The organism is Mesorhizobium sp. M0166 (assembly GCF_040322255.1).
GTDB lineage: Bacteria > Pseudomonadota > Alphaproteobacteria > Rhizobiales > Rhizobiaceae > Mesorhizobium.
On record NZ_JAMYTD010000017.1, the window covers coordinates 47,536 to 69,028 of the forward strand.

The 21,493-nt window shown below is 62.5% G+C and carries 20 protein-coding genes; 10 read left to right on the forward strand and 10 right to left on the reverse strand.

Translation table 11 applies throughout. The annotated features are described in order from the left end of the window. Positions 1–167: 167 nt before the first annotated feature. Positions 168–434, forward strand: a complete 267-nt coding sequence (locus tag NKJ46_RS19205) for a hypothetical protein (RefSeq protein ID WP_352491603.1) — start codon at positions 168–170, stop codon at positions 432–434. 63 nt (positions 435–497) lie between these two features. Here NKJ46_RS19205 and NKJ46_RS19210 read toward each other — a convergent pair whose 3' ends face one another. From NKJ46_RS19210 to NKJ46_RS19225, 4 genes are all read right to left on the reverse strand, one after another. Further along, entirely contained in the window at positions 498–1,052 is a 555-nt protein-coding gene (locus NKJ46_RS19210; RefSeq protein WP_352666495.1) for a hypothetical protein, read from the reverse strand. Between the two features lie 87 nt (positions 1,053–1,139). Continuing rightward, positions 1,140–2,234 carry a YcjF family protein gene (locus tag NKJ46_RS19215; RefSeq protein WP_352666497.1) on the reverse strand — a complete coding sequence of 365 codons (1,095 nt, stop codon included), beginning with the start codon at positions 2,232–2,234 and terminating at the stop codon, positions 1,140–1,142. Continuing rightward, a complete protein-coding gene (locus tag NKJ46_RS19220; protein ID WP_352666499.1) occupies positions 2,231–3,709 on the reverse strand; it encodes a YcjX family GTP-binding protein in 1,479 nt (492 codons plus the stop codon). The genes NKJ46_RS19215 and NKJ46_RS19220 overlap by 4 nt, the downstream gene beginning before the upstream one ends. Positions 3,710–3,772: 63 nt before the next feature. Next, positions 3,773–4,279 (reverse strand): SixA phosphatase family protein, encoded by a 507-nt coding sequence (locus tag NKJ46_RS19225; protein ID WP_352666501.1) that lies wholly within the window; start codon positions 4,277–4,279, stop codon positions 3,773–3,775. A 260-nt stretch (positions 4,280–4,539) separates the two neighbouring features. Between NKJ46_RS19225 and dksA the strand changes: the two genes are divergently transcribed. Then, positions 4,540–4,956 carry an RNA polymerase-binding protein DksA gene (dksA, locus tag NKJ46_RS19230; protein WP_023674847.1) on the forward strand — a complete coding sequence of 139 codons (417 nt, stop codon included), beginning with the start codon at positions 4,540–4,542 and terminating at the stop codon, positions 4,954–4,956. A gap of 82 nt (positions 4,957–5,038) precedes the next feature. Here dksA and NKJ46_RS19235 read toward each other — a convergent pair whose 3' ends face one another. After that, positions 5,039–5,791, reverse strand: coding sequence for a hypothetical protein (locus tag NKJ46_RS19235; RefSeq protein WP_352666503.1), 753 nt, complete (start codon positions 5,789–5,791; stop codon positions 5,039–5,041). A 202-nt stretch (positions 5,792–5,993) separates the two neighbouring features. Between NKJ46_RS19235 and cckA the strand changes: the two genes are divergently transcribed. Continuing rightward, the gene (gene cckA, locus NKJ46_RS19240) at positions 5,994–8,567 is read left to right on the forward strand and encodes a cell cycle histidine kinase CckA (RefSeq protein WP_352666504.1); all 2,574 of its coding nucleotides are present in this window, start codon (positions 5,994–5,996) and stop codon (positions 8,565–8,567) included. An 83-nt stretch (positions 8,568–8,650) separates the two neighbouring features. Next, positions 8,651–9,361, forward strand: a complete 711-nt coding sequence (locus NKJ46_RS19245) for a purine-nucleoside phosphorylase (RefSeq protein ID WP_352666506.1) — start codon at positions 8,651–8,653, stop codon at positions 9,359–9,361. Between the two features lie 50 nt (positions 9,362–9,411). On the opposite strand, the gene NKJ46_RS19250 is transcribed toward NKJ46_RS19245, so the two are convergent. After that, a complete protein-coding gene (locus tag NKJ46_RS19250; protein WP_352666508.1) occupies positions 9,412–9,807 on the reverse strand; it encodes a hypothetical protein in 396 nt (131 codons plus the stop codon). 301 nt (positions 9,808–10,108) lie between these two features. On the opposite strand from NKJ46_RS19250, the gene urtA reads away from it, so the two are divergent. The 6 genes from urtA to NKJ46_RS19280 all read left to right on the forward strand — a co-directional run bounded on the left by urtA (position 10,109) and on the right by NKJ46_RS19280 (position 16,303). Beyond that, the gene (gene urtA / locus NKJ46_RS19255; RefSeq protein ID WP_376704326.1) at positions 10,109–11,419 is read left to right on the forward strand and encodes an urea ABC transporter substrate-binding protein; all 1,311 of its coding nucleotides are present in this window, start codon (positions 10,109–10,111) and stop codon (positions 11,417–11,419) included. A 100-nt stretch (positions 11,420–11,519) separates the two neighbouring features. Further along, positions 11,520–13,136: an urea ABC transporter permease subunit UrtB gene (gene urtB / locus NKJ46_RS19260; protein WP_352666510.1), complete on the forward strand. Its 1,617-nt coding sequence runs from the start codon at positions 11,520–11,522 to the stop codon at positions 13,134–13,136. Then, on the forward strand, positions 13,133–14,365 hold the full coding sequence (gene urtC, locus NKJ46_RS19265) for an urea ABC transporter permease subunit UrtC (protein ID WP_352666511.1): 1,233 nt from the start codon (positions 13,133–13,135) through the stop codon (positions 14,363–14,365). The genes urtB and urtC overlap by 4 nt, the downstream gene beginning before the upstream one ends. 7 nt (positions 14,366–14,372) lie before the next feature. Further along, complete coding sequence (gene urtD, locus NKJ46_RS19270; RefSeq protein WP_352666513.1) at positions 14,373–15,119, forward strand: urea ABC transporter ATP-binding protein UrtD; 747 nt, start codon at positions 14,373–14,375, stop codon at positions 15,117–15,119. Between the two features lie 70 nt (positions 15,120–15,189). Continuing rightward, entirely contained in the window at positions 15,190–15,885 is a 696-nt protein-coding gene (gene urtE / locus NKJ46_RS19275) for an urea ABC transporter ATP-binding subunit UrtE (protein WP_352491592.1), read from the forward strand. A gap of 217 nt (positions 15,886–16,102) precedes the next feature. Further along, positions 16,103–16,303, forward strand: coding sequence for a hypothetical protein (locus NKJ46_RS19280; protein ID WP_352666514.1), 201 nt, complete (start codon positions 16,103–16,105; stop codon positions 16,301–16,303). 46 nt (positions 16,304–16,349) lie between these two features. On the opposite strand, the gene NKJ46_RS19285 is transcribed toward NKJ46_RS19280, so the two are convergent. The 4 genes from NKJ46_RS19285 to uvrA are packed head-to-tail and all read right to left on the reverse strand — an operon-like array spanning position 16,350 to position 20,983. Continuing rightward, complete coding sequence (locus NKJ46_RS19285; RefSeq protein ID WP_352666515.1) at positions 16,350–17,156, reverse strand: DUF72 domain-containing protein; 807 nt, start codon at positions 17,154–17,156, stop codon at positions 16,350–16,352. Between the two features lie 28 nt (positions 17,157–17,184). Continuing rightward, positions 17,185–17,655, reverse strand: coding sequence for a GNAT family N-acetyltransferase (locus NKJ46_RS19290; RefSeq protein ID WP_352666517.1), 471 nt, complete (start codon positions 17,653–17,655; stop codon positions 17,185–17,187). After that, positions 17,652–18,062, reverse strand: coding sequence for a DUF302 domain-containing protein (locus NKJ46_RS19295; RefSeq protein WP_352666519.1), 411 nt, complete (start codon positions 18,060–18,062; stop codon positions 17,652–17,654). Before NKJ46_RS19295 ends, NKJ46_RS19290 begins: the two co-directional genes overlap by 4 nt. Continuing rightward, positions 18,062–20,983, reverse strand: a complete 2,922-nt coding sequence (gene uvrA / locus NKJ46_RS19300) for an excinuclease ABC subunit UvrA (protein ID WP_352666520.1) — start codon at positions 20,981–20,983, stop codon at positions 18,062–18,064. Before uvrA ends, NKJ46_RS19295 begins: the two co-directional genes overlap by 1 nt. Positions 20,984–21,493 lie beyond the last annotated feature (510 nt).

Genomic DNA, 21,493 nt, shown 5'->3' on the forward strand with positions numbered 1-21,493 from the left:
GTGCGAATGCGGCGCATTGTGAAGGCGATATTGCAGGCGCACTGCACAGGATAATGGAGTGCCTGGCGTTGCTTGTTTCAGCGATCCGGCGCTAAGGACGCCCGGCTTCGGCCAGTGGAGGGTGAGCGACGATTAGGTCGCGGCCCTTTTTTGAGGAGATGACTGACATGAAGACGTTTTTGCTGGTTGCCGTTGGCATCGCGGCGCTTGCCGGCTCTGCCTGTTCGAAGGCACCCGAGTGCACGACCGAGATGCTGACCAAGAAGGCCCAGGACATGACTGCGGCACTTCAGGCTGCAATTACCAAGGATCCGGCCAAGGCAGCCGACCTCACGGCCAAGGTCCAGGCGGTCACAACCAAATATCAGGGCGGCACGACAGCGGCCGAGGCCTGCAAGGCCTACGACGACGTGATTGCCGCGATCAAGGGCTGAGCGCCCATTTGCATGTTAAAGAAGGCGGCGCCGTTTGGTTGCCGCCTTTTCTCACGCTGAAAGTCAGTTCGGAGTTATGGAGCCGACCTCGACTGCATCGATCCGCTTCAGCTTCATGCCGATGACCGGGACCAACTGCTGGTCGACGCGCACGGCGACGGTCACCGTCATCGAATTGTCGTCGGGGACAAGCGCCTGCATAACGCCGCGCAACTGATTGCGATTTATGGTGAAAACCACCTTGTGCGAATCGACGACATTGCCACCGATAATGTCGAGGCCGGAGCCGGCGGCCCCGCCCATAAAGCTGCCTTTGTATCCCTGCCGGCCCTTGTGTTCGATCGTTGCCGACATCTGCTGGGTGAACATGCCTACCCGGCAGCCGCCGTCGAGCGACATGCCGACCTTGCCGTCAGGCGTCGAGCCGATGAAGCTGCAGGTGAATTTCGTGCCCTTGTATTTGCCGGCAACGATTTCCCCGGGGCCGACCCATTTGCCTTCGACCGATCGAAAGAACTGCTTGTCCGGTTCCGCCGCCGAGGTCTTTCCGGCAATGCCGACGGTTGCGACAAGCGCGAGCGCCACGGGCAGCCCGCTGGACAGAATAACGCTTTTCATCGACGACACCCGGCAACAAAGAGACTGGTTTGGACGCTTCCGACCATGGACAAGATTGGTTAATGCTTTGTCACCCCAAGGCAATAGTCACGTTCCGGAAGCGGATGTTTCTTTTTCTTTCTTTGCTGCAAAGGAGGTCAGCGCGGAGAGGAAATCGCCCAATCCGGGCCGCCTGACTGCGTAAAAGGGCAGGGGCCTTGCGATTTCCATCGCTGCAATGCCGATGCGCGCAGTCATCATGCCATTGACGACGCCTTCGCCGAGCTTGGCCGAGAGCCGGGCGGCAAGGCCGTGGCCAACGATCTGCTGGACGAAACTGTCGCCGACTGCGATCGATCCGGTGACCGCGAGATGGGCGAGAACGCTGCGCGCCAGGCGAAAAAAGCCAAGCGTGCCGGGGCGGCCGCCATAAAGCTCCGACAGCCGGCGAATCAACCGGCCGGCTTCGAACACCACATAAGCGACGTCGACCAGCGCGCGGGGGCTGACCGCGGTCACGAGGGAGACGCGCTTCGCCGCTTCGAGGATCATCACCCTGGCGCGGGCATCGAGCGGGCCGAGGATCTCGGTCTCCGCCAGGCGCACCAGATTGCCGCCGTCGATGATCTCGCCGCGCAATTCGGCCAGCGAGCGCCTGCCGGCCGCGGTTTCAGGCTTGGCCGAGACAAAGACCGACAACTCGTCGACCACGGCGCGGGCGGCCTTCGGATCGTCACGGGCAATCGCATCCAGCGCCCGCTTCTGCAACTTTTCGACCTCGGCAAGGCGGGCAATCGCCATGAATTCGCGCACGAGGATGATCAGAAGCGCCAGGATGGCGATCGCGGCCATACCGGCAGCCAGCCAGCCCAGCCACTCGGCGCGCTCGAACAGGTCGCGAATCAGCTGGTCGGTCCAGAGGCCGACAGTGAGCGAAGCCAGAACGCCAAGCGCGCCGAAGAACAGGCTGCCAAGCAGCGAACGTTTTCGCGGCGCAATCGCCGGCGGCGGTTCGGCAGCGACGATATCAGGCTCGTCGAAGACGTCGATCTCCGCCGGTGTGACCACGGCTAGATCCGCCTTCACAGTACGCGGCTTTCGCGCCGGCGCGGCCTCGGACGCAGCATGGCGAGCCGTCGGATCTTCCTTTTGCTGGGCCTCCGGCTCGATGCGAAAGGCCGCCGGTCTGCGGGGCGCACTCATGCGAGATGATCTCCAATCAGGAACTGCAGCGCGCGGTCGAGCCTGATATGTGGCAGCGAGAGCGTGACGCCCTCGGCGGTGCGCTCGAGTTTCGGCGGGCGAAAGCGCACGAAGCGGATCGCGGGGTCGTCATTGTTCTGCCGGCGGGCCGATTCGGAAACGTCGAACACCGCATCAGCTTTCTCCGGCAAGTCACCGGGAAATATGGCTGTTTCGGTCTTTCCGTCAAAGGTTTCGCCATTGATTTTTTCGCCACGCAATGGCGTACCGATAATGACCGGCAAAGTCTCGCGGCCCTGCTTGACCGTGCCTTCACGGGTCGCGCGCATGGCCGCCATGGCCACGACGTCGACGTCGGCGCCGGTGAAATTCGCCCGCGCCACGGCGCGGTCGGCTAGTCGCCGCACGATCGCCTGCAGGCGGTCGTGGCTTTCGTGGTGCAGATGGTCGGCCTTGGTCGCGGCCACTAATATGCGGTCGATGCGCCTCGAAAACAGGTCGGTCAGGAAGTTGCCCCGGCCGGGCCGAAAACAGGACAGGATTTCGGTGACTGCGCGTTCCAGATCGGCCATCGCGCCGGGGCCGGCATTCAATGCCTGCAAGGCGTCGATGAGCACGATCTGCCGGTCGAGACGCGTGATGTGTTCGCGAAAGAACGGTTTGACGACATGCGTCTTGTAAGCCTCGTAGCGCCGCTCCATCATAGCCTGCAGCGATCCCGAGCGGGCGCGCCGGCCGCCCAGATTCGTGAGCGGCGCGAAGGTGAGAGCTGGAGAGCCTTCAAGATCGCCGGGCATCAGGAAGCGGCCGGGCGGCAAGGTCGAAAGCGCCCGCTCGTCGAGCTTGCAGGCCTTGAGATAGGCGGCGAAGCTCTCGGCGAGACGGCGCGCCGTCATCTCGTCGGCGTCGGCGCTGGGGTCGACCGGATTGGAGAGCGCCCGCCATTCCCGCGAAAGATCGACACGCACCGGCAACACGGCCATCTCGAAAGCCTCACGCGAAAAATCGGCGTAGGACTTGCCGAGCAGTGGCAGGTCGAGCAGCCATTCGCCGGGATAATCGACGATGTCGACCGACAATTTTCCGGCGGAAAACATGCGGCTCCAGCCAGAGGCCGATTCGTATTCGATGGTGAGCCTCAACTCGGAAATCGCACGCGTCGAATCCGGCCAGACGCGATCGTCGACAAGAGCCGCGATGTGATCCTCGTATTGAAAGCGTGGTACGGCGTCGTCCGGCTGCTCTTCCAGAAAAGCGCGGGCGATGCGCCCCGATTTTTGTGCCTCAAACAGCGGCAAGCGTCCGCCATGGACCAGATTGTGCACAAGGGCCGAGATGAATACCGTCTTACCGGCGCGGGACAGCCCGGTCACGCCAAGACGCAGCGACGGAGCGAAAAGCCCCGCAGCGCGGCCTGACAACGTATCCAAGGCAATCTTCGCCTCGTCGGTGAAAGTCGTCAGCGATGATGCCAAAATCTGTTCTCGCGGGCCGGTCAGGACCCGATATAGGCTTTGATGCGCGGCTTTGAAATGGCCTCAGATATCGGCAGGCGTCAGGAAGGCTTCGAGATAGCCGGCGCCCGGCGCAGCCTCGGCAAGACTGCCGTTGAACCGGACCACCGCAAGTGCGGAGGTCGGGAAGCCGTGGTTCAGCATGGCCCGCGCGGTCTCGTCGCCGTCGCCTGAGAGCGCCATGGCGAGATCCTCAATCATCGGATTGTGGCCGATGACGAGCAGGGCATCCAGCCCGCCATTCTGCCGGGTGGCAGCGAGGTACGCGGCGGCATCGTCGTTGTAAAGCGCGTCAAGGAACAGCACCCGGCGGCCCTTGTCGGTGTGGCCAGCCAAGCCTTCCAGCGTCTGGCGGGCACGCCTGGCGCTTGAGCAAAGCGTGAGGGCCGGTGCGTATTTGCGGGAACGCATCAGCACGCCCATCGCTTCGGCATCGGCGAAGCCGGATGGATCGAGCGGGCGGTCGAAGTCAGCCACGCCAGGCAGCGCCCAGCCGGCCTTCGAATGCCTCAGCAGGTAAAGTCTGGTCACCGGATCCCCGTTGTGCCGGGCACCGAACCCGTCAGCACGCCGCAGGATTTGTCATCAGAAGAGCTCCGTGCGCAATGGCAAGCGCCCCTCAAGCATAGCGAATCATGTACGGATTCGGTCGTATTCTTTGCAAAAAGGGCATCGCAGATGCTGGTTTGTCCGGGACTAACAATTGCGTGAAACTGTCGTCGATTGACCTTGTGCAGCTTTCGGTCCGCGAATATATAGGCGCCAAATTTGGGGTTTGTTGGGTGAGTCGAATGAACGACATCGTTACCGCCGATTACGTGCCCTCCGAAGACGAGCCGTTCATGAACGAGCGGCAGAAATCCTACTTTCGCATGAAGCTCGTCACCTGGAAGAACGACATCTTGCGCGAAGCGCGCGAAACTCTCGAAATCCTGCAGCAGGAAAACGCCAACCACCCCGACCTCGCCGATCGCGCCTCCTCGGAAACCGACCGCGCCATCGAACTTCGTGCCCGCGATCGCCAGCGAAAACTCATCTCGAAGATCGATTCCGCCCTCCAGCGCCTTGACGAAGGCACTTACGGTTATTGCGAGGAGACGGGCGAGCCGATCGCGCTGAAACGGCTCGACGCGCGACCGATCGCGACTTTGTCGATCGAGGCGCAGGAGCGCCATGAGCGGCGCGAGAAGGTCTACCGCGACGACTGAGTCGCCGGGAAAGCAGCGGCATCGGTAAAGCGTTCAAAATGGCCGGTTTTCCGGCCATTTTCATTGGCCGTTCGCTATCCGCCTATCTTTTCTGATTGGACAACTCGCCGAGGAGCTTCGTCATCTCGTCGTCGAGAGAGGGCGATGCCTTCGCCACCGGCTTGCTCGGCGTTTGGCTGAAGCGTGGCTCGTCGAGGGAAACCTCCAGCTCCTTCATCAGCGCATCGTCAATCGACTCATGCTGTGCCGGCGGCTCGTATCTTGCCGGGGAGTCCTGTCTTGCCGGCGGCTGCCCATGCCGCGAGGCATTGGCGTTGACGGATCCATAACTTGGCAACGGTGTGACGTTCGATGCCGGTTTCGGCGCCGGCGCCGGCATTGTTGCCGGTATCGTCGCCGTCTGGCGGGCTCGGACGGGGGTTGCGGCCACGCTTGCCGGCTGCGGTGGCGCTTGCCTCACCGGCGCGGCTGTGGTCTGAGCTGGCCTTGCTGCCGGCTGGTGGCTGGTGTCTGCGGTCAATGCCGGGCGGCGCAGCGCCGAGAGCCTGATGTCGCGCTCGACGACGACGTCGGTCGGACCACCGATCAAGAGCAGGTGCTCGATATCGTCGCGGCGCACCAGCACCAGCCGCCGGTGACTGTCGACCGCTGTGGCATCCATGACGGCCAGCCGCGTCTTGCGGTTCCTGCCGCCGGCGACGAATGTTCCGAATGTCAGGCTGCGGACCAGCCTGATGATAAGAAGAATGATGAGCAGAAGGACAAGTACTGCAAACGTCCATAGGATTGCTGCGGCATAACCAGGACCCGCCACGCCATCCAGCCATTGCAGCATTGGTTCCCCCAAAATCAGCTTTCGAAGAGAGGCGACACTAGACTGTTGCGGCAGGCCACCGCAAGTTGCCTTTCACGCTTCGTGAACAGCTTGAACGCCGGAAGCCGAACGGCGTCATTTTTAGCGGACATCTGCAGCCGGGCCTTTTCCCGACCCTGAGAATATGATTCAACCGACACCGGTATTCACGAGCAGGGGGCACATGGCCAAGGAAGCGCGCGGCGATTTCTATCCGGTACCTATCGTCGACCAGAACACGCGACCGGGAGCGGTCACCCGGCTCATCGTTTTCATCGTCGTCCTGACAGGGGCAGCGGTCGTCTTCGGCGTTTTCCGCGAGCGACTTGGCGATCCATTCCTGCTCGGCATGCTTGGCGTGCTGGCGATGATCGGCGTCGGCTTTCTATTCGCCACTGCGATCGGCTTCGTGCACATCACGCCGCGCTCGACAAGCGACGAACTGTCGAAAGCTTTCGTCGATTCGATGTCGCAGGGTCTCCTGGTCACCGACACCAAAGGCCGTATCATCTACGCCAACCGGACCTATGCCGATATGACGGGTGCCGAGTCGGCCGCCGACCTCAAAACAGTCGAAGGTTTGCTTTCAGACGTTCCCGAGGCCTCGGTGACCATATACCGGCTGGCGTCAGGCCTGCGCGACGGCCAGCCGGGCGACGGCGAGTTTCGGCTCGCGCAGTCCATTCGGCCAGGCGCCGAACCGGGCGCCCGCTGGTACCGCGTCCGGGCCCGCGCGTTCAGCGTTCCCGGCCAGCGGCTGCCCATGCTTGCCTGGCAGCTTGCCGATATCTCGCAGGAACGGGCCGAGCAGGAGCGGTTCTTTCTCGACCTGCAAAAGGCCATCGATCATCTCGACCATGCGCCGGCCGGGTTCTTTTCCGCCGACCAGGAAGGCCGCGTCACCTATATCAACGCGACCCTTGCGGAGTGGCTTGGCATCGACCTGGCCAGCTTCACCCCCGGCGCCATCACGCTGCCAGAGATCGTCGCCGGCGACGGCATGGCGCTGGTCCGTTCGGTCAAGGCCGACGCGGGTACCACGCGCAATGCCGTTATTGACCTCGATCTGACGACGATGACCGGCGAGGCGCTGCCGGTGCGCTTCATGCATCGTGTCTCGGCCAGCCGAGAGGGCCTCAACGGCCCGACTCGCACCATCGTGCTCAACCGGACGCAAGGCGAGGACGCTTCGGCCGACCTCCGCGCATCGGAAATACGCTTCACGCGGTTCTTCAACTCGACGCCGATGGCGATAGCCGGCGTCGACCATGCCGGTCGCATCCTGCGCACCAATGCGCCGTTCCTGTCGCTGTTTTCCTCGGTCGTCGACCGCGACGCGGTCGATCGGCGTGTGCGGCTGGATACGGTGATCCACGAGCGCGACCGGCCGGCTTTCGCCGCGGCCTTCGAAAAGGCGCGCCAGCAACAGGCTGACATCGAGCCGATCGATACGGTGCTGCCCGGAAATGAGGAGCGCCACATACGCTTCTACGTCAATGCGGTCGCAGACGGTACCGGTGGCGAGGGCGCCGAGGAATCGGCCATCGTCTATGCCGTGGAGACCACGGAGCAAAAGGCCCTCGAGGGCCAGATGGCGCAGAGCCAGAAGATGCAGGCGGTCGGCCAACTCGCCGGCGGCATCGCGCATGATTTCAACAATGTGCTGACCGCCATCATCATGGCCTCGGACCTGCTGTTGACCAATCACCGGCCGTCCGATCCGTCATTCCCGGACATCATGAACATCAAGCAGAATGCCAACCGGGCGGCCTCGCTGGTACGGCAGTTGCTGGCCTTCTCGCGCAAGCAGACGCTGCGGCCGGAGGTGCTCAACCTGACCGACGTGCTGGCCGATCTCAGAATGCTGCTTGCCCGGCTGGTCGGCAACGACATCAAGCTCAAGATCGACCATGGCCGCGACCTGTGGCCGGTCAGGGTCGATATCGGGCAGTTCGAGCAAGTGGTGGTCAATCTGGCGGTCAATGCGCGCGATGCGATGCCGGCCGGCGGCGACCTCACCGTACGCACCCGCAACGTCAGCGCCGGAGAGTGCAAGACCTTTTCCTACCGCGAACTTACTCCGGCCGACTATGTGCTGGTCGAGGTTGAGGACAGCGGCAGCGGCATCGCGCCTGATGTGCTGAAAAAGATCTTCGAGCCCTTCTTCACGACAAAGGAGGTTGGCAAGGGAACTGGCCTCGGCCTGTCCATGGTCTATGGCATCATCAAGCAGACAGGCGGCTTCATCTTCTGCGATTCCGAAGTCGGCAAGGGATCCGTGTTCCGCATCTTCCTGCCGCGGCACATTGCGGAGGCAAGGAAGGCGGGCGAGGCTGGAGAAGTGCCGGCCGCCCCTGCCAAGATCGCCGACTCAGCCAAGGACCTGTCGGGCTCGGCTACGGTGCTGCTGGTCGAGGACGAGGACGCCGTGCGCATGGGCGGCATGCGGGCGCTGAAGTCGCGCGGCTACACCGTCCACGAGGCGTCGTCGGGCGTCGAGGCGCTTGAAGTCTACGAAGCGCTCGGCGGCAAGGTCGACGTCGTGGTGTCGGACGTGGTGATGCCGGAAATGGATGGCCCGACGCTGCTTGGCGAATTGCGCAAACGGCAGCCCGACATCAAGTTTATCTTCGTGTCCGGCTATGCCGAAGACGCGTTCGCCAAGAACTTGCCGGCCGACGCACATTTCGGCTTCTTGCCGAAGCCGTTTTCGCTCAAGCAATTGGCCACCATTGTAAAGGACATGCTGGAATCCTGACCTTTCCAATGCTCCGCTTGCGCAATGTCGTGAGACTGCCATGATTGCAGGCGAAACGGGCGACGGGTTTTGGAAAGCATGCCGTGACGCCACACAACGAGGCAAGCAAGGGCGACTACGCAAGCACGGTGCTGCTGCCGGGCGATCCGCAGCGCGCTGAATGGATGGCGCAGACTTTTCTGGAAGCGCCGCGCTGCGTCAACCACCGCCGCGGCGCGCTCGGCTTTACCGGGTTGTTTCGCGGCAAACCTGTCAGCATCCAGTCCACCGGCATCGGCGTCCCTTCGTTCCTGGTCTATGTGCATGAGCTGCTGGACTCTTATGGTGCGAAAACGTTGATCCGCACTGGTACCTGCGGTGGCCTGACCGCCGAGATGGCGCTGCGCAGCCTGGTGATCGCACAATCGGTGCGCGGCGAAAATGCCGAGAGCGGCCAGGTTTTTGGGCTCTATCGTGCCGATGCCGGCCCCGATCCGGCATTGTTGGCCCAGGCGTTGGCCCGGGCTGCTGAACTCGGCATCGACTATTGCGCCGGGCTGACCATCTGCAGCGACATTTTCTATCATCCGCAGGGGCGCGAACGTTTTGCCGAAGCGCAGGCCCAGGGCGCGCTCGCCGTGGATATGGAAACCAGCGCGCTCTACCGCATTGCGGCCGATTTCGGTGCCCGGGCGCTGTCGGTCCTGACCGTCGTCGATAACGTGGCAACCGGCGAGCAAACCGACTATTCCGAACGCCAGGGGCTTTTCACCGATATGACCCGGCTGGCGCTCGACCTGGCGGCGGAGAGCTAGGCGGCTTTCTGCTTCGGGGTACGAAACCTCGCCCGGTTCCGTACTCTTTTTCAACGCTTCGTGCAGGTCGAGGCGGTAAAGGCGCCGTCTGGCTGCTTCATGATGATGTCGAAGGACGGGGTAGTTCCGCTTTCCAGCGTCGCCTGCGTAAGCGAGATCGAGTTGCCGCCACTGGTGTAGCCGCCCAGCGGACCTAGCCAGGTGATCACGCCGTCTGCATCCATCTGGTAATTGTAGCTTTGCGGCGCGATGCCGAAGCTCACCGGACCGCTATAGACGTTTCCCTTGATGGTGATGTCGCCGAGGCTGAGGAACATGCCAAGCAGATAGACTTCGCAATGATAGGAGCCGTCCGGCAGCTTGCCGTCGCTGAAGCCGGCGCGCGCTACGGTCGTCGTCGCCAGCAGAAGAATGGCGGTGAAAGTGCAAGAAGTTCTGAAGGCCATGGCGTCGCTCGCTTAAGGGTTCGAACTTGCCTCATTTCGCTGCGGCGCTGCAATCCTCGCCAGCGCTCATATGATGCTGCTCAAAACTCGGGCATTGGCCTGTATGTGAGTAAAACTTAGGCTGATATGGGTGATCCTTTCTCGTTTCGAACATGGCAGGCGAGGTTCATCTCCTGCGGCTAATACATTAACCGACTGACAGAGCTGGGAAATCTCAAATCCTCCGAGCTTGCTCCCGTGATTGGCACAGCCGTTGCATGGTCTGTTCCGATGCAGTTAACCAGCTTGGGAGTTTAAAAGTATGAGGGGCAGTTTCTCGACAATAGCAAAAATGTTTTCGGCCGGCGTGGTCACCGCCGGCCTGCTGATGAGCGTTCCCGCCAAGGCGGCCGACGACACCATCAAGGTCGGCATCCTCCATTCGCTGTCGGGAACCATGGCGATCTCGGAGACGACCCTGAAGGACGCCATGCTGATGCTCATCGAAGAGCAGAATGCCAAGGGTGGCCTGCTCGGCAAGAAGCTCGAGGCGGTGGTCGTCGATCCGGCTTCGAACTGGCCGCTGTTCGCCGAAAAGGCGCGCGAGCTGATCTCGAAGGACAAGGTCGCGGCGGTGTTCGGCTGCTGGACCTCGGTGTCGCGCAAGTCGGTACTTCCGGTGTTCAGCGAACTCGACAACATCCTGTTCTACCCGGTCCAGTATGAGGGCGAGGAAAGCGAGCGCAATGTGTTCTACACCGGTGCGGCGCCGAACCAGCAGGCCATTCCGGCCGTCGATTATCTGATGAGCGAGGATGGCGGTTCGGTGAAGCGCTGGGTGCTCGAAGGCACCGACTACGTCTACCCGCGCACCACCAACAAGATCCTCGAGGCTTATCTGAAAGCAAAGGGCGTTGCTGCGGAAGACATCATGGTCAACTACACGCCGTTCGGCTTTTCCGACTGGCAGACCGAAGTCTCGGCGATCAAGAAGTTCGGCTCGGCCGGCAAGAAGACCGCTGTCGTCTCGACCGTCAACGGCGACGCCAACGTGCCGTTCTATAAGGAGCTCGGCAACCAGGGCATCAAGGCCGAGGACATCCCGGTCATGGCCTTCTCGGTCGGCGAGGAAGAGCTTGCCGGTCTCGACACCGCGCCGCTGGTCGGCCATCTCGCCGCCTGGAACTATTTCGAAAGCGTCGATACGCCCGAGAACGAGAAGTTCATCGCCGACTGGCACAAGTTCATCAAGAACGACAAGCGCACCACCAACGATCCGATGGAAGCCCACTATATCGGCTTCAACATGTGGGTGAAGGCGGTCGAGAAGGCCGGTACCACCGATCCGGACAAGGTCATCGACGCCATGGTCGGCGTCTCGGTGCCGAACCTGACCGGCGGCTATTCGACCATGATGCCGAACCATCATATCACCAAGCCGGTGCTGATCGGCGAAATCCAGGCCGACGGCCAGTTCGAAACCGTCTCACAGACGCCGGGCCTCGTGATGGGCGACGAGTGGTCCGACTACCTGCCTGACTCCAAGGACCTGATCTCCGATTGGCGCGCGCCTCTGTCCTGCGGCAACTTCAACGTTGCCACCGGCAAATGCGGTGGCAAGGGAACCAACTGATCCTCCCGGTCTGTCCTCCCAGACCCGCAAGCCTCCGGGCAGGCTCCTCCTCCAGCCTGCCCGGAGGCGACATTCAACCTTCAACAGCCACCAGAAACCAATGATCCTGATCCGCGCGATTGGCCTGATGCTGCTGCTCCTCCTGGGGACGCTGGCGCCGTCGAACGCCAGCGAGGCAGATTTGCGCGCCGTCGTCGCCAAATTCGCCACCACCGCCAATTTTCCGGCGATCGAAGCCGTGGTGCGCGAGCTTGCGGCATCCGGCGATCCAGCCGTAGAACGGCCGCTTGCCGCGCTTGCGGAGGGCAGCCTTTACGTCCGCAAGGCCGATTCACTGGTCTTTGTCGGCAAGGAGAGCGGCGGCGGCATCGAGCTGCTCGATGCGCTCACCGGCGAAAGATCGGGCGAAGTTGCCAAGGCCGACATCACCAAGATTAAGGTCAACAATACGCTGCGCCGCGTCATTCGCGATGCATTGGGCACGCTGACGCTTGGCTCCAAGGACCCGGCCGTGCGCATTGCCGCCGCCGACACCATGTTCAAGACGCCGGACGCGGCGAACATCGAGCCGCTCGACACCGCGATCGCCAATGAGAGCGTGGCAAGCGTCAAGGCGCTGCTCGAACAGGCACGCGCCGCCTCGGTTCTCGTTTCAGACAGGCCGGAGGCCGACAAACTGGCGGCGATCGCGCTCATCGGCGCGCGCGGCGACCGCGATGCGGTGTCGCTGCTCACGTCGGTGGAGGCCAATTCCGAAGGTGCGGTGAAGGACGCGGCGACGGCGGCGATCGCCAACATCAATTCGACGCTGGCGCTGTGGGATGCCGGCCAGAATGTCTGGTACGGCATATCGCTCGGATCGGTGCTGCTGCTGGCGGCGATTGGCCTGGCCATCACCTTCGGCGTCATGGGCGTCATCAACATGGCGCATGGCGAGATGGTCATGCTCGGCGCCTACACGACCTTCGTTGTGCAGGAGGTGATCCGCAATTCCTTTCCCGGCCTGTTCGACTGGTCGCTGGTCATTGCCCTGCCGCTGGCCTTCCTGGTGGCGGCGCTCGTCGGCCTTGTCATCGAGCGCGGGCTGATCCGCTACCTCTACGGTCGGCCGCTGGAAACCCTGCTGGCGACGTGGGGGGTCTCGCTGATCCTGCAGCAGGCCGTGCGCACGATCTTCGGGCCGACGAACCAGGAAGTCGGCAATCCGTCATGGATGTCCGGTTCGTTCGATATCGGCCAGCTTGCAGTGACCTGGAACCGGCTCTGGATACTGGTATTCGCGCTCTGCGTGTTCGCGGTGCTGCTTTATGTGATGAAGCGCACGCCCTGGGGCCTGCAGATGCGCGCCGTCACCGCCGACCGCCGCATGGCCGCGTCGATGGGCATCAGGACGCCATGGGTCGATGCGCTGACCTTTGCATTGGGGTCCGGCATAGCTGGCATTGCCGGCGTCGCGCTCAGCCAGATCGACAATGTCTCGCCCAATCTCGGCCGCGGCTACATCATCGACAGCTTCATGGTCGTCGTCTTCGGCGGCGTCGGCAATCTCTGGGGCACGCTGGTCGGTGCCTTCTCCCTTGGCATCGTCAACAAGTTCCTCGAACCCTACGCTGGGGCAGTCCTCGGCAAGATCGTCGTCCTGGTTCTCATCATCCTGTTCATCCAGAAACGCCCGCGCGGCCTGTTCGCGCTCAAGGGCAGGTCGGTGGAAGCATGATCACGGGACGCTTCTTTGCCGCCGGCGCCGACCGCCGCGTCGCCATCACCATCTTCATCCTGCTGGCGGTCGCCATCATCGTGCCGCTGCTCAATCTTGCGGTCTCGCCGACAAGTGCGTTTTACGTGCCGTCCTATATCGTCGCGCTCACCGGCAAATACCTCTGCTACGCGCTGCTCGCCTTGGCGCTCGATCTCGTCTGGGGCTATTGCGGCATCCTCTCGCTCGGCCACGGCGCTTTCTTCGCGCTCGGCGGCTATGCGATGGGCATGTATCTGATGCGCCAGATCGGCTCGCGCGGCGTCTACGGCAATCCGCTGCTGCCGGATTTCATGGTGTTCCTGAACTACAAGGAATTGCCATGGTTCTGGTATGGTTTCGACCATTTCTGGTTCGCGGCGATCATGGTGCTTGCGGTACCTGGCCTGCTCGCCTTCGTCTTCGGCTGGTTCGCCTTCCGCAGCCGCGTTACCGGCGTCTATCTGTCGATCATCACCCAGGCGATGACCTATGCGCTGCTGCTTGCCTTTTTCCGCAACGATATGGGCTTCGGCGGCAATAACGGCCTGACTGATTTCAAGGACATTTTAGGCTTCAACGTGCAGGCCGACATGACACGGTCGGCGCTGTTCGCGGCCAGCGCCGTCATGCTGGCGTTTGCCGTCTTCGTCACCTGGGCAATCGTCGGTTCCAAGTACGGCAAGCTTTTGATGGCGGTGCGCGACGCCGAAAGCCGCACACGCTTCCTCGGATGGCGGGCGGAGAACGTCAAACTGTTCGCATTCACCGTGTCGGCGGTGATGGCCGGCATCGCCGGTGCGCTTTACGTGCCGCAGGTCGGCATCATCAACCCTGGCGAATTCGAGCCGTCCAATTCGATCGAGGTGGTGGTGTGGGCGGCCGTCGGCGGGCGCGGCACCATCGTCGGGCCGATCATCGGCGCGCTTCTGGTCAATGCCGGTAAATCCTGGTTCACCGGTGTGCTGCCGGAATTCTGGCTGTTTGCGCTAGGCGGACTGTTTGTCGCCGTCACGCTGTTCCTGCCCAAGGGCATCATCGGCATGTGGGATTCCTGGCGCGGCAACGCCAAGGCGCTGCGGGCGGCCTCGGTCGCCGAGGAAGCCGGCATCGATCCTGACACGCCGGTGCCGCCGAAAACCGATCGCTCGGCGGCGAGAAGGCCGGGCGACTGGTCGGCCTCCGGCGCCGAACCGCAGCCGGCGGAGTGATGGCCTGATGTCGAAGAGCAACACCATCCTCTATCTCGACGGCGTGTCGGTTTCCTTCGACGGGTTTCGCGCCATCAACAACCTTTCGCTGGTGCTCGACAAAGGCGAGATGCGGGCGATCATCGGCCCCAACGGCGCCGGAAAGACGACGATGATGGACATCGTCACCGGCAAGACGCGACCCGATGCTGGCGAGGTTTTCTTCGACGGTGAGGTCGACCTGACCAAACACGACGAGGCCGAAATCGCCATGATGGGCATCGGCCGTAAATTCCAGAAGCCGACCGTCTTCGAAAGCCACACGATCGAGGACAATCTGATGCTGGCGCTGAAAGGCCCGCGCTCGATCTTCCCGGCACTGTTCCATCGTCGCTCGGCCGCGGACGTGCGGCAGATCAACGACATTCTCGGCATCATCCGGCTTGGCGACAAGCGTGACGAGCTCGCCGCCAATTTGAGCCACGGCCAAAAGCAATGGCTCGAGATCGGCATGCTTCTGGCGCAGGATCCGAAGCTGCTGCTGGTCGACGAACCGGTTGCCGGCATGACCGACGCCGAGACCGAGGAAACCGCGCGGCTGCTCAGAGACATCGCGCGCGACCATTCGGTCATCGTCGTCGAGCACGACATGCATTTCGTGCGTGAGCTCGGCGCCAAGGTTACCTGCCTGCACGAAGGCTCGGTGCTTTCCGAGGGCAGCCTCGACTTCGTCTCGGCCGACGAACGCGTCGTCGAAGTCTATCTGGGGAGATGAGCATGGTCTGGCGCGTTCCGTTCCATCATTTCGACCTTTCGTTCTTCACGCGTTGGAGAAAGCGCTGACCATGCTCGAAGTTTCCAATGCCACGCTGCACTACGGCGCTGCCCAGGCGCTGCGCGGCGTCTCGCTGAAGGCCGGGGCGGGCAAGATCACCTGCGTGCTCGGCCGCAACGGCGTCGGCAAGACCAGTTTGATGAGATCGATCGTCGGCCATCATCGGCTGACGAGCGGAAGCGTTGCCTTCGAGGGGAAGGCGCTCGACCGGAGCGCGGCGTATGATCGCGCCCGGTCGGGCATCGCATTCGTGCCGCAAGGCAGGGAGATATTTCCGCTGCTTACGGTGCGGGAAAACCTCGAATCAGGTTTTGCGCCGTTGAAGCGCTCCGATCGCAACATTCCCGGTCACGTCTTCGAATTGTTTCCGGTGCTGAAGCAGATGCTCGCGCGCCGCGGCGGCGATCTTTCCGGCGGCCAGCAGCAGCAGCTTGCTATCGGCAGGGCGCTGGTGATGCGGCCGAAGCTGCTGGTGCTCGATGAGCCGACCGAAGGCATCCAGCCGTCGATCATCAAGGATATCGGCCGCGCCGTCCGCTATCTGCGCGACCAGGCCGGTATCGCCGTGCTTTTGGTCGAACAATATCTCGATTTCTGCCGGGAATTGGCCGACGAGGTCAACATCATGGACCGCGGCCAGATCGTCCATACCGGCCCCGCCGAGGATCTCGACCGGGCGGACGTCCGCAAATTCCTGACTGTCTGAATTCTTATTGATTCCATTACTTTGCAACTCTGGCGCGCTGCAGATTGCGTGCTAGATTTTGCTTGGCCTTGGTGAGTCGGCCGCTTTCCGTACCAGTTTCAACTTGGCAGATCAGGGGAAGGCGCGGCTCGCGTCGGCATGCTTGCGCGCAAGCCGTTCCCTTCCAGCGGTCTGTTGTCGTCTAACATTTCGGGTGCTTGGGAGCCAGGGCCAGTCGATGGAGCGCTATGTCGAGGACTACCAGAAACGACGGCTCACGGAGCGCGTCGACATCCTGACAGCCATTAACATTCTGAAATCGCAAGGATATGAACACGACGAACTCATCGCGGAGATCACCAAGGTCTTCTATGTCGATCTTGATGCCTTTAACGAGATCCTCAGGGTTGATCGCCGTCCGGACGAGCGCGCCGCATAGCCGGTAGTTTCGGACCCGGCCAGGCAGACCACCGACAGCGGGGGCGTCAGCCGGCGACCCGCTTCATCAGCGCGATGGCGCCGAATGGAGCGCGGACTTTGCCCTCTGTGATGAAGTAGACGAACACATCGCGTGGCTTGACCGGCGCGTCGGTTGAAGGATCGGCGCGTGACAGGTCGGCCGGCACCTTGCCTTCCGCCCAGGTTTTTGCGCGCGCCGCCCATTCGTCGAGCGCCTTTGGCGTGTAGCAATCGGGATTGTCGTCGCTGCCGGTCTGCAGCCGCGCATAGATGAAATCGCCGGTGACGTCGGCAATCCCCGGATATTTGGCGTGGTCGGCATAGACGATGGCGGCCTTGTGCTTTCGCGCCAAGGCGGCGAACTCCGGCACGACGAAGCTGTCGTTGCGCACCTCGACCGCGTGGCGCAGCGCAACGCCGTCCTGCTTTTCCGGCAACAGCTTGAGGAAGGCCTCGAAGTCGTCCGGGTCGAATCTCTTGGTCGGCGCGAATTGCCACAGGATCGGCCCGAGCTTGTCGCCAAGTGCCGCGACGCCCGACCCGAGGAAGCGCATAATCGATTCCCCGGCCTCGCCGAGCACCCGGCGGTTGGTGACGAAGCGGTTGCCCTTCAGCGAATAGACGAAACCATCCGGCGCCTCGTTGGCCCATTTGACGAAGGTCGGCTCCTTGAAGCTCGAATAATAGGTGCCGTTGACCTCGATAGTGGGCACCTGCCGGCTGGCATAATGCAGTTGCTTGGCCTTCGACAATTTGTCCGGGTAGAAGGACGTGTCCCACGGCTCGAAGGTCCAGCCGCCCATGCCGGCGCGGATTGTTCCTGATTGAGTCATGGTCGTCCTCCCGGTTTGCAGAAAAGGATCACGCGATGGCGGTCGTCTCGATAGCTTTCGCCATGTCGACGACCGTCCATCCCGGCCGATATGGATTGGGCCGGCGACCCGTTTCGCGAAAGCCGTAGGCCTTATACAACGAAACGTTCCGTTCCATTTTGGTATTGGTGTAGAGTCGGATTTCAGGCAAGCTCCACAGGCGCGTCTGTTGCTCGGCCCAGTCGAGCAGCCCGATGCCGAAACCCTTGCCCTGAAAGGCGGGCGCAACGGCGACGCTGAAGATCATTGTATGGTCCGCATGTCGTTCGAGAACGATCAAGCCGGCCGGCTGTCCGTCCTGCTCCGAAAGCCAGACCTCGCCGCGTTCTATGCGCGGCGCATAGTCTTCGGTGACGGGGATCGGCGGCGCTTCGAACAGGGCAGTGTAGGGCGCGTAGGCGTCGGTGGTGAGCGAGATCACCGTGAGGAGATCATCGGCCCGAGCGGCTCTCATGATCAAAACTGGCCCGCGCCGGCAGCGGCCGCAATCACCTTGTCCATGCCGGCCGCTATCGCGGCAACGGCATTGCGACTGCTGTCGCCCAAGCCGTGGCGCTCAGCGAGCCGGTGTGCGTCATTGTAGGAGAGCCAGACCTTGCCTTGCTCGTCCTCCCAGGCCAGTGCCTTGACCGGCAGATCGATACCGGCAAGCTGCCGGTCCTGCATCAGTGGCGTACCGCCTTTCGGATTGCCGAAAATCAGGAGCTGGGTCGGACGCAGGGAAGCTTCGACACTGCGCGCACCAGCGGCGTGATCGATGCGGGCGAAGACCAGCAATCCTGCACGTTCCACAGTCTCGACCAGGCGATCGATGGTTTCGGTCACGCCGAAATGGCTTTCGACCGTGATGAGACCGTTCTTTGCCATCACTCCGCCGCTTCGCGCTTGCCTCCGGGGCGCCGCTCCAGCAATTCCCTCAGGAACTGCCCGGTATAGCTGCGCTTTTCGCGGACGATGTCCTCAGGCGTGCCGGACGCCACCAGCTCGCCGCCGCCGTCACCACCTTCGGGGCCAAGATCGAGAACCCAGTCAGCGGTCTTGATCACCTCTAGATTGTGCTCGATGACGACGACCGTGTTGCCCTGGTCGACCAGCTCGTGCAGCACTTCAAGCAGCTTGGCGACGTCGTGGAAATGCAGGCCGGTGGTTGGCTCATCGAGAATGTAGAGCGTCTTGCCCGTCGCCTTGCGCGACAGTTCCTTGGCAAGCTTGATGCGCTGCGCCTCGCCGCCCGACAAGGTCGTTGCCTGCTGGCCAACATGGATGTAGCCGAGGCCGACCCGTTTCAGCGTCTCCAGCTTGTCGCGCACGCCGGGCACGGCAGCGAAAAAATCGACGCCTTCCTCGACCGTCATGTCGAGAACGTCGGCGATCGACTTGCCCTTGAACAGGACGTCCAGTGTCTCGCGGTTGTAGCGCTTGCCGTGGCAGACGTCGCAGGTAACGTAGACGTCGGGCAGGAAGTGCATCTCGATTTTGATGACGCCGTCGCCCTGGCAGGCCTCGCAGCGGCCGCCCTTGACGTTGAACGAGAAGCGGCCCGGCTGGTAGCCACGCGCCTTGGCCTCCGGCAGGCCGGCGAACCAGTCGCGGATCGGCGTGAAGGCGCCGGTATAGGTGGCGGGATTGGAGCGCGGGGTGCGCCCGATCGGCGACTGGTCGATATCAATGACCTTGTCGAGGAATTCCAGCCCCTCGACGCGGTCGTGCTCGGCCGGATGCTCGCGCGAGCCCATGATACGGCGCGACGCCGCCTTGAACAACGTCTCGATCAGGAAGGTCGACTTGCCGCCGCCGGATACGCCCGTGACGGCGGTAAACGTGCCGAGCGGGATTTCGGCGGTGACGTTCTTCAGATTGTTGCCGCGCGCGCCGACGACCTTCAGCCGGCGGTTCTTCCTGGCCTCACGCCGCGCTGCCGGCGTTGCCACTTCGAGCTCGCCCGACAGATATTTGCCGGTGATCGAAGCGGGCGTCGCCATGATCTGCTGCGGCGTGCCCTGGGCGATGATGTGGCCGCCATGAATGCCGGCGGCCGGGCCGATATCGACGACGTAGTCGGCATGCAGTATGGCGTCCTCGTCGTGCTCGACGACGATCACCGTGTTGCCGATGTCGCGCAGATGCTTCAGCGTATCGAGCAGGCGGGCATTGTCGCGCTGGTGCAGACCGATCGATGGCTCGTCCAGCACGTAAAGCACGCCGGTCAGGCCGGAGCCGATCTGCGAGGCAAGACGGATGCGCTGGCTCTCGCCGCCCGAAAGCGTGCCGGAGTTGCGCGACAGCGTCAGATAATCGAGCCCGACATCGTTGAGGAAGCGCAGCCGCTCGCGGATTTCCTTGAGCACGCGCACCGCGATCTCGTTCTGCTTGTCGTTGAGCGAAGCGGGCAGATCGGTGAACCACTGGTCGGCCTTGCGGATCGACAGCTCGGTGACCTCGCCAATGTGCTTGCCGGCGATCTTGACCGCGAGCGCCTCGGCCTTCAGCCGATAGCCGCGGCACGCCGGGCACGGTGTGGCCGACATGAAGCGCTCGATCTCCTCGCGCATCCAGGCGGATTCGGTTTCTTTCCAGCGGCGCTCGAGATTGGGGATGACGCCCTCGAAGGTTTTCGTCGTCTTGTAGGAGCGCAGGCCGTCATCGTAGTGGAAGGTGATTTCGCGCTCGCCGGTGCCGTGCAGGACGGCTTGCTTTGCCTCGTCGCTCAGATCCTTGAACTTGTCGCCGAGCTTGAAGCCATAGGCAACGCCCAGCGCTTCCAGCGTTTGCGCATAATAGGGCGAGGTCGACTTCGCCCACGGGCTGACGGCGCCGGCGCGCAGCGAGACATTCTCGTCGGGCACGACCAGGCTGGCATCGATGGCGCGCTGGCTGCCGAGCCCGTCGCAGGTCGGGCAGGCGCCGAACGGATTGTTGAAGGAGAACAGCCTGGGCTCGATCTCGGGAATGGTGAAACCGGATACCGGGCAGGCGAACTTTTCCGAGAACAGCATGCGTTCATGCGTCTCGTTCTTCGATTTGTTGACCGAATCCTCGCCGGTCTGGCTGGCGTCGAGCGGCTTGTCGGCAAATTCCGCTACCGCCAGTCCGTCTGCAAGCTTCAGCGCGGTCTCGATGGAATCGGCGAGCCGCGTCGCCAGATCGCCGCGCACGACGATGCGGTCGACGACAACGTCGATGTCATGCTTGTACTTCTTGTCCAAGGCCGGCACGTCGGCGATCTCGTAGAAGACGCCATCGACCTTGACGCGCTGAAACCCCTTCTTCTGCAGCTCCAGCAGTTCCTTGCGGTACTCGCCTTTGCGGCCGCGCACCATCGGCGCCAGGATGAACAGCCGGGTGCCTTCCTCGACTGCAAGCACCCGGTCGACCATCTGCGAAACCGTCTGGCTCTCGATCGGCAGGCCGGTGGCCGGTGAATAGGGTACGCCGACGCGGGCGAACAAAAGCCGCATATAGTCGTAGATCTCGGTGACGGTGCCGACCGTCGAACGTGGGTTCTTCGAGGTGGTCTTCTGCTCGATGGAGATGGCCGGCGACAGGCCGTCGATCTGGTCGACGTCCGGCTTCTGCATCATTTCGAGGAATTGCCGTGCATAGGCCGAAAGGCTCTCGACATAGCGGCGCTGGCCCTCGGCGTAGATGGTGTCGAAGGCAAGCGACGACTTGCCCGACCCCGACAGGCCGGTCATGACGATCAGGCTGTCACGCGGCAGGTCGAGATCGACGTTCTTCAGATTGTGTTCGCGTGCCCCGCGAATGGAGAGATATTTATGGTCGGCCATCGCCGGTCGCCGCCTCAGAATCTGGAATTCGTGGGATGGGCGGGTTTTCCCGACCATCCCCTATGTAGGTAATTTCGCCGCCTTTTCGAGAGACGCCACAACTCTCGACCAAAGCGTTTAACCGCCTTTCGCGCGAACGGGCAAGCGGAAAGAACAAAGGCCGAACACGCTCCTGACAAAAGCTGCCCGTACAGCCGGCTTCACAAAGCGCGTCTCGCGATCACATTTTTCGGTAATCGGCTATTCAAGGTTGACGTCAATGCGTCACGGGGGCAGACTCCAGACGTCAACGAAGCCGGCCGTCTTTCGATGGCCTCGCGGCCTGGGGCTAGCCTGCGAGACGCCGCGGGTTTGCGATGAGCGCTTCGACGACGACAGTCGCAACGAACAGAAGGAGAGCAGAGGCATGACTCCACCGGATAGTTCCTTGAGGCTCCACGTGTCGCTGGAGCCGCGGCAGGTATAAGTGGCCAGGTCAGGCGTTTTGCGCGCTACCTGCCAACGTTGACT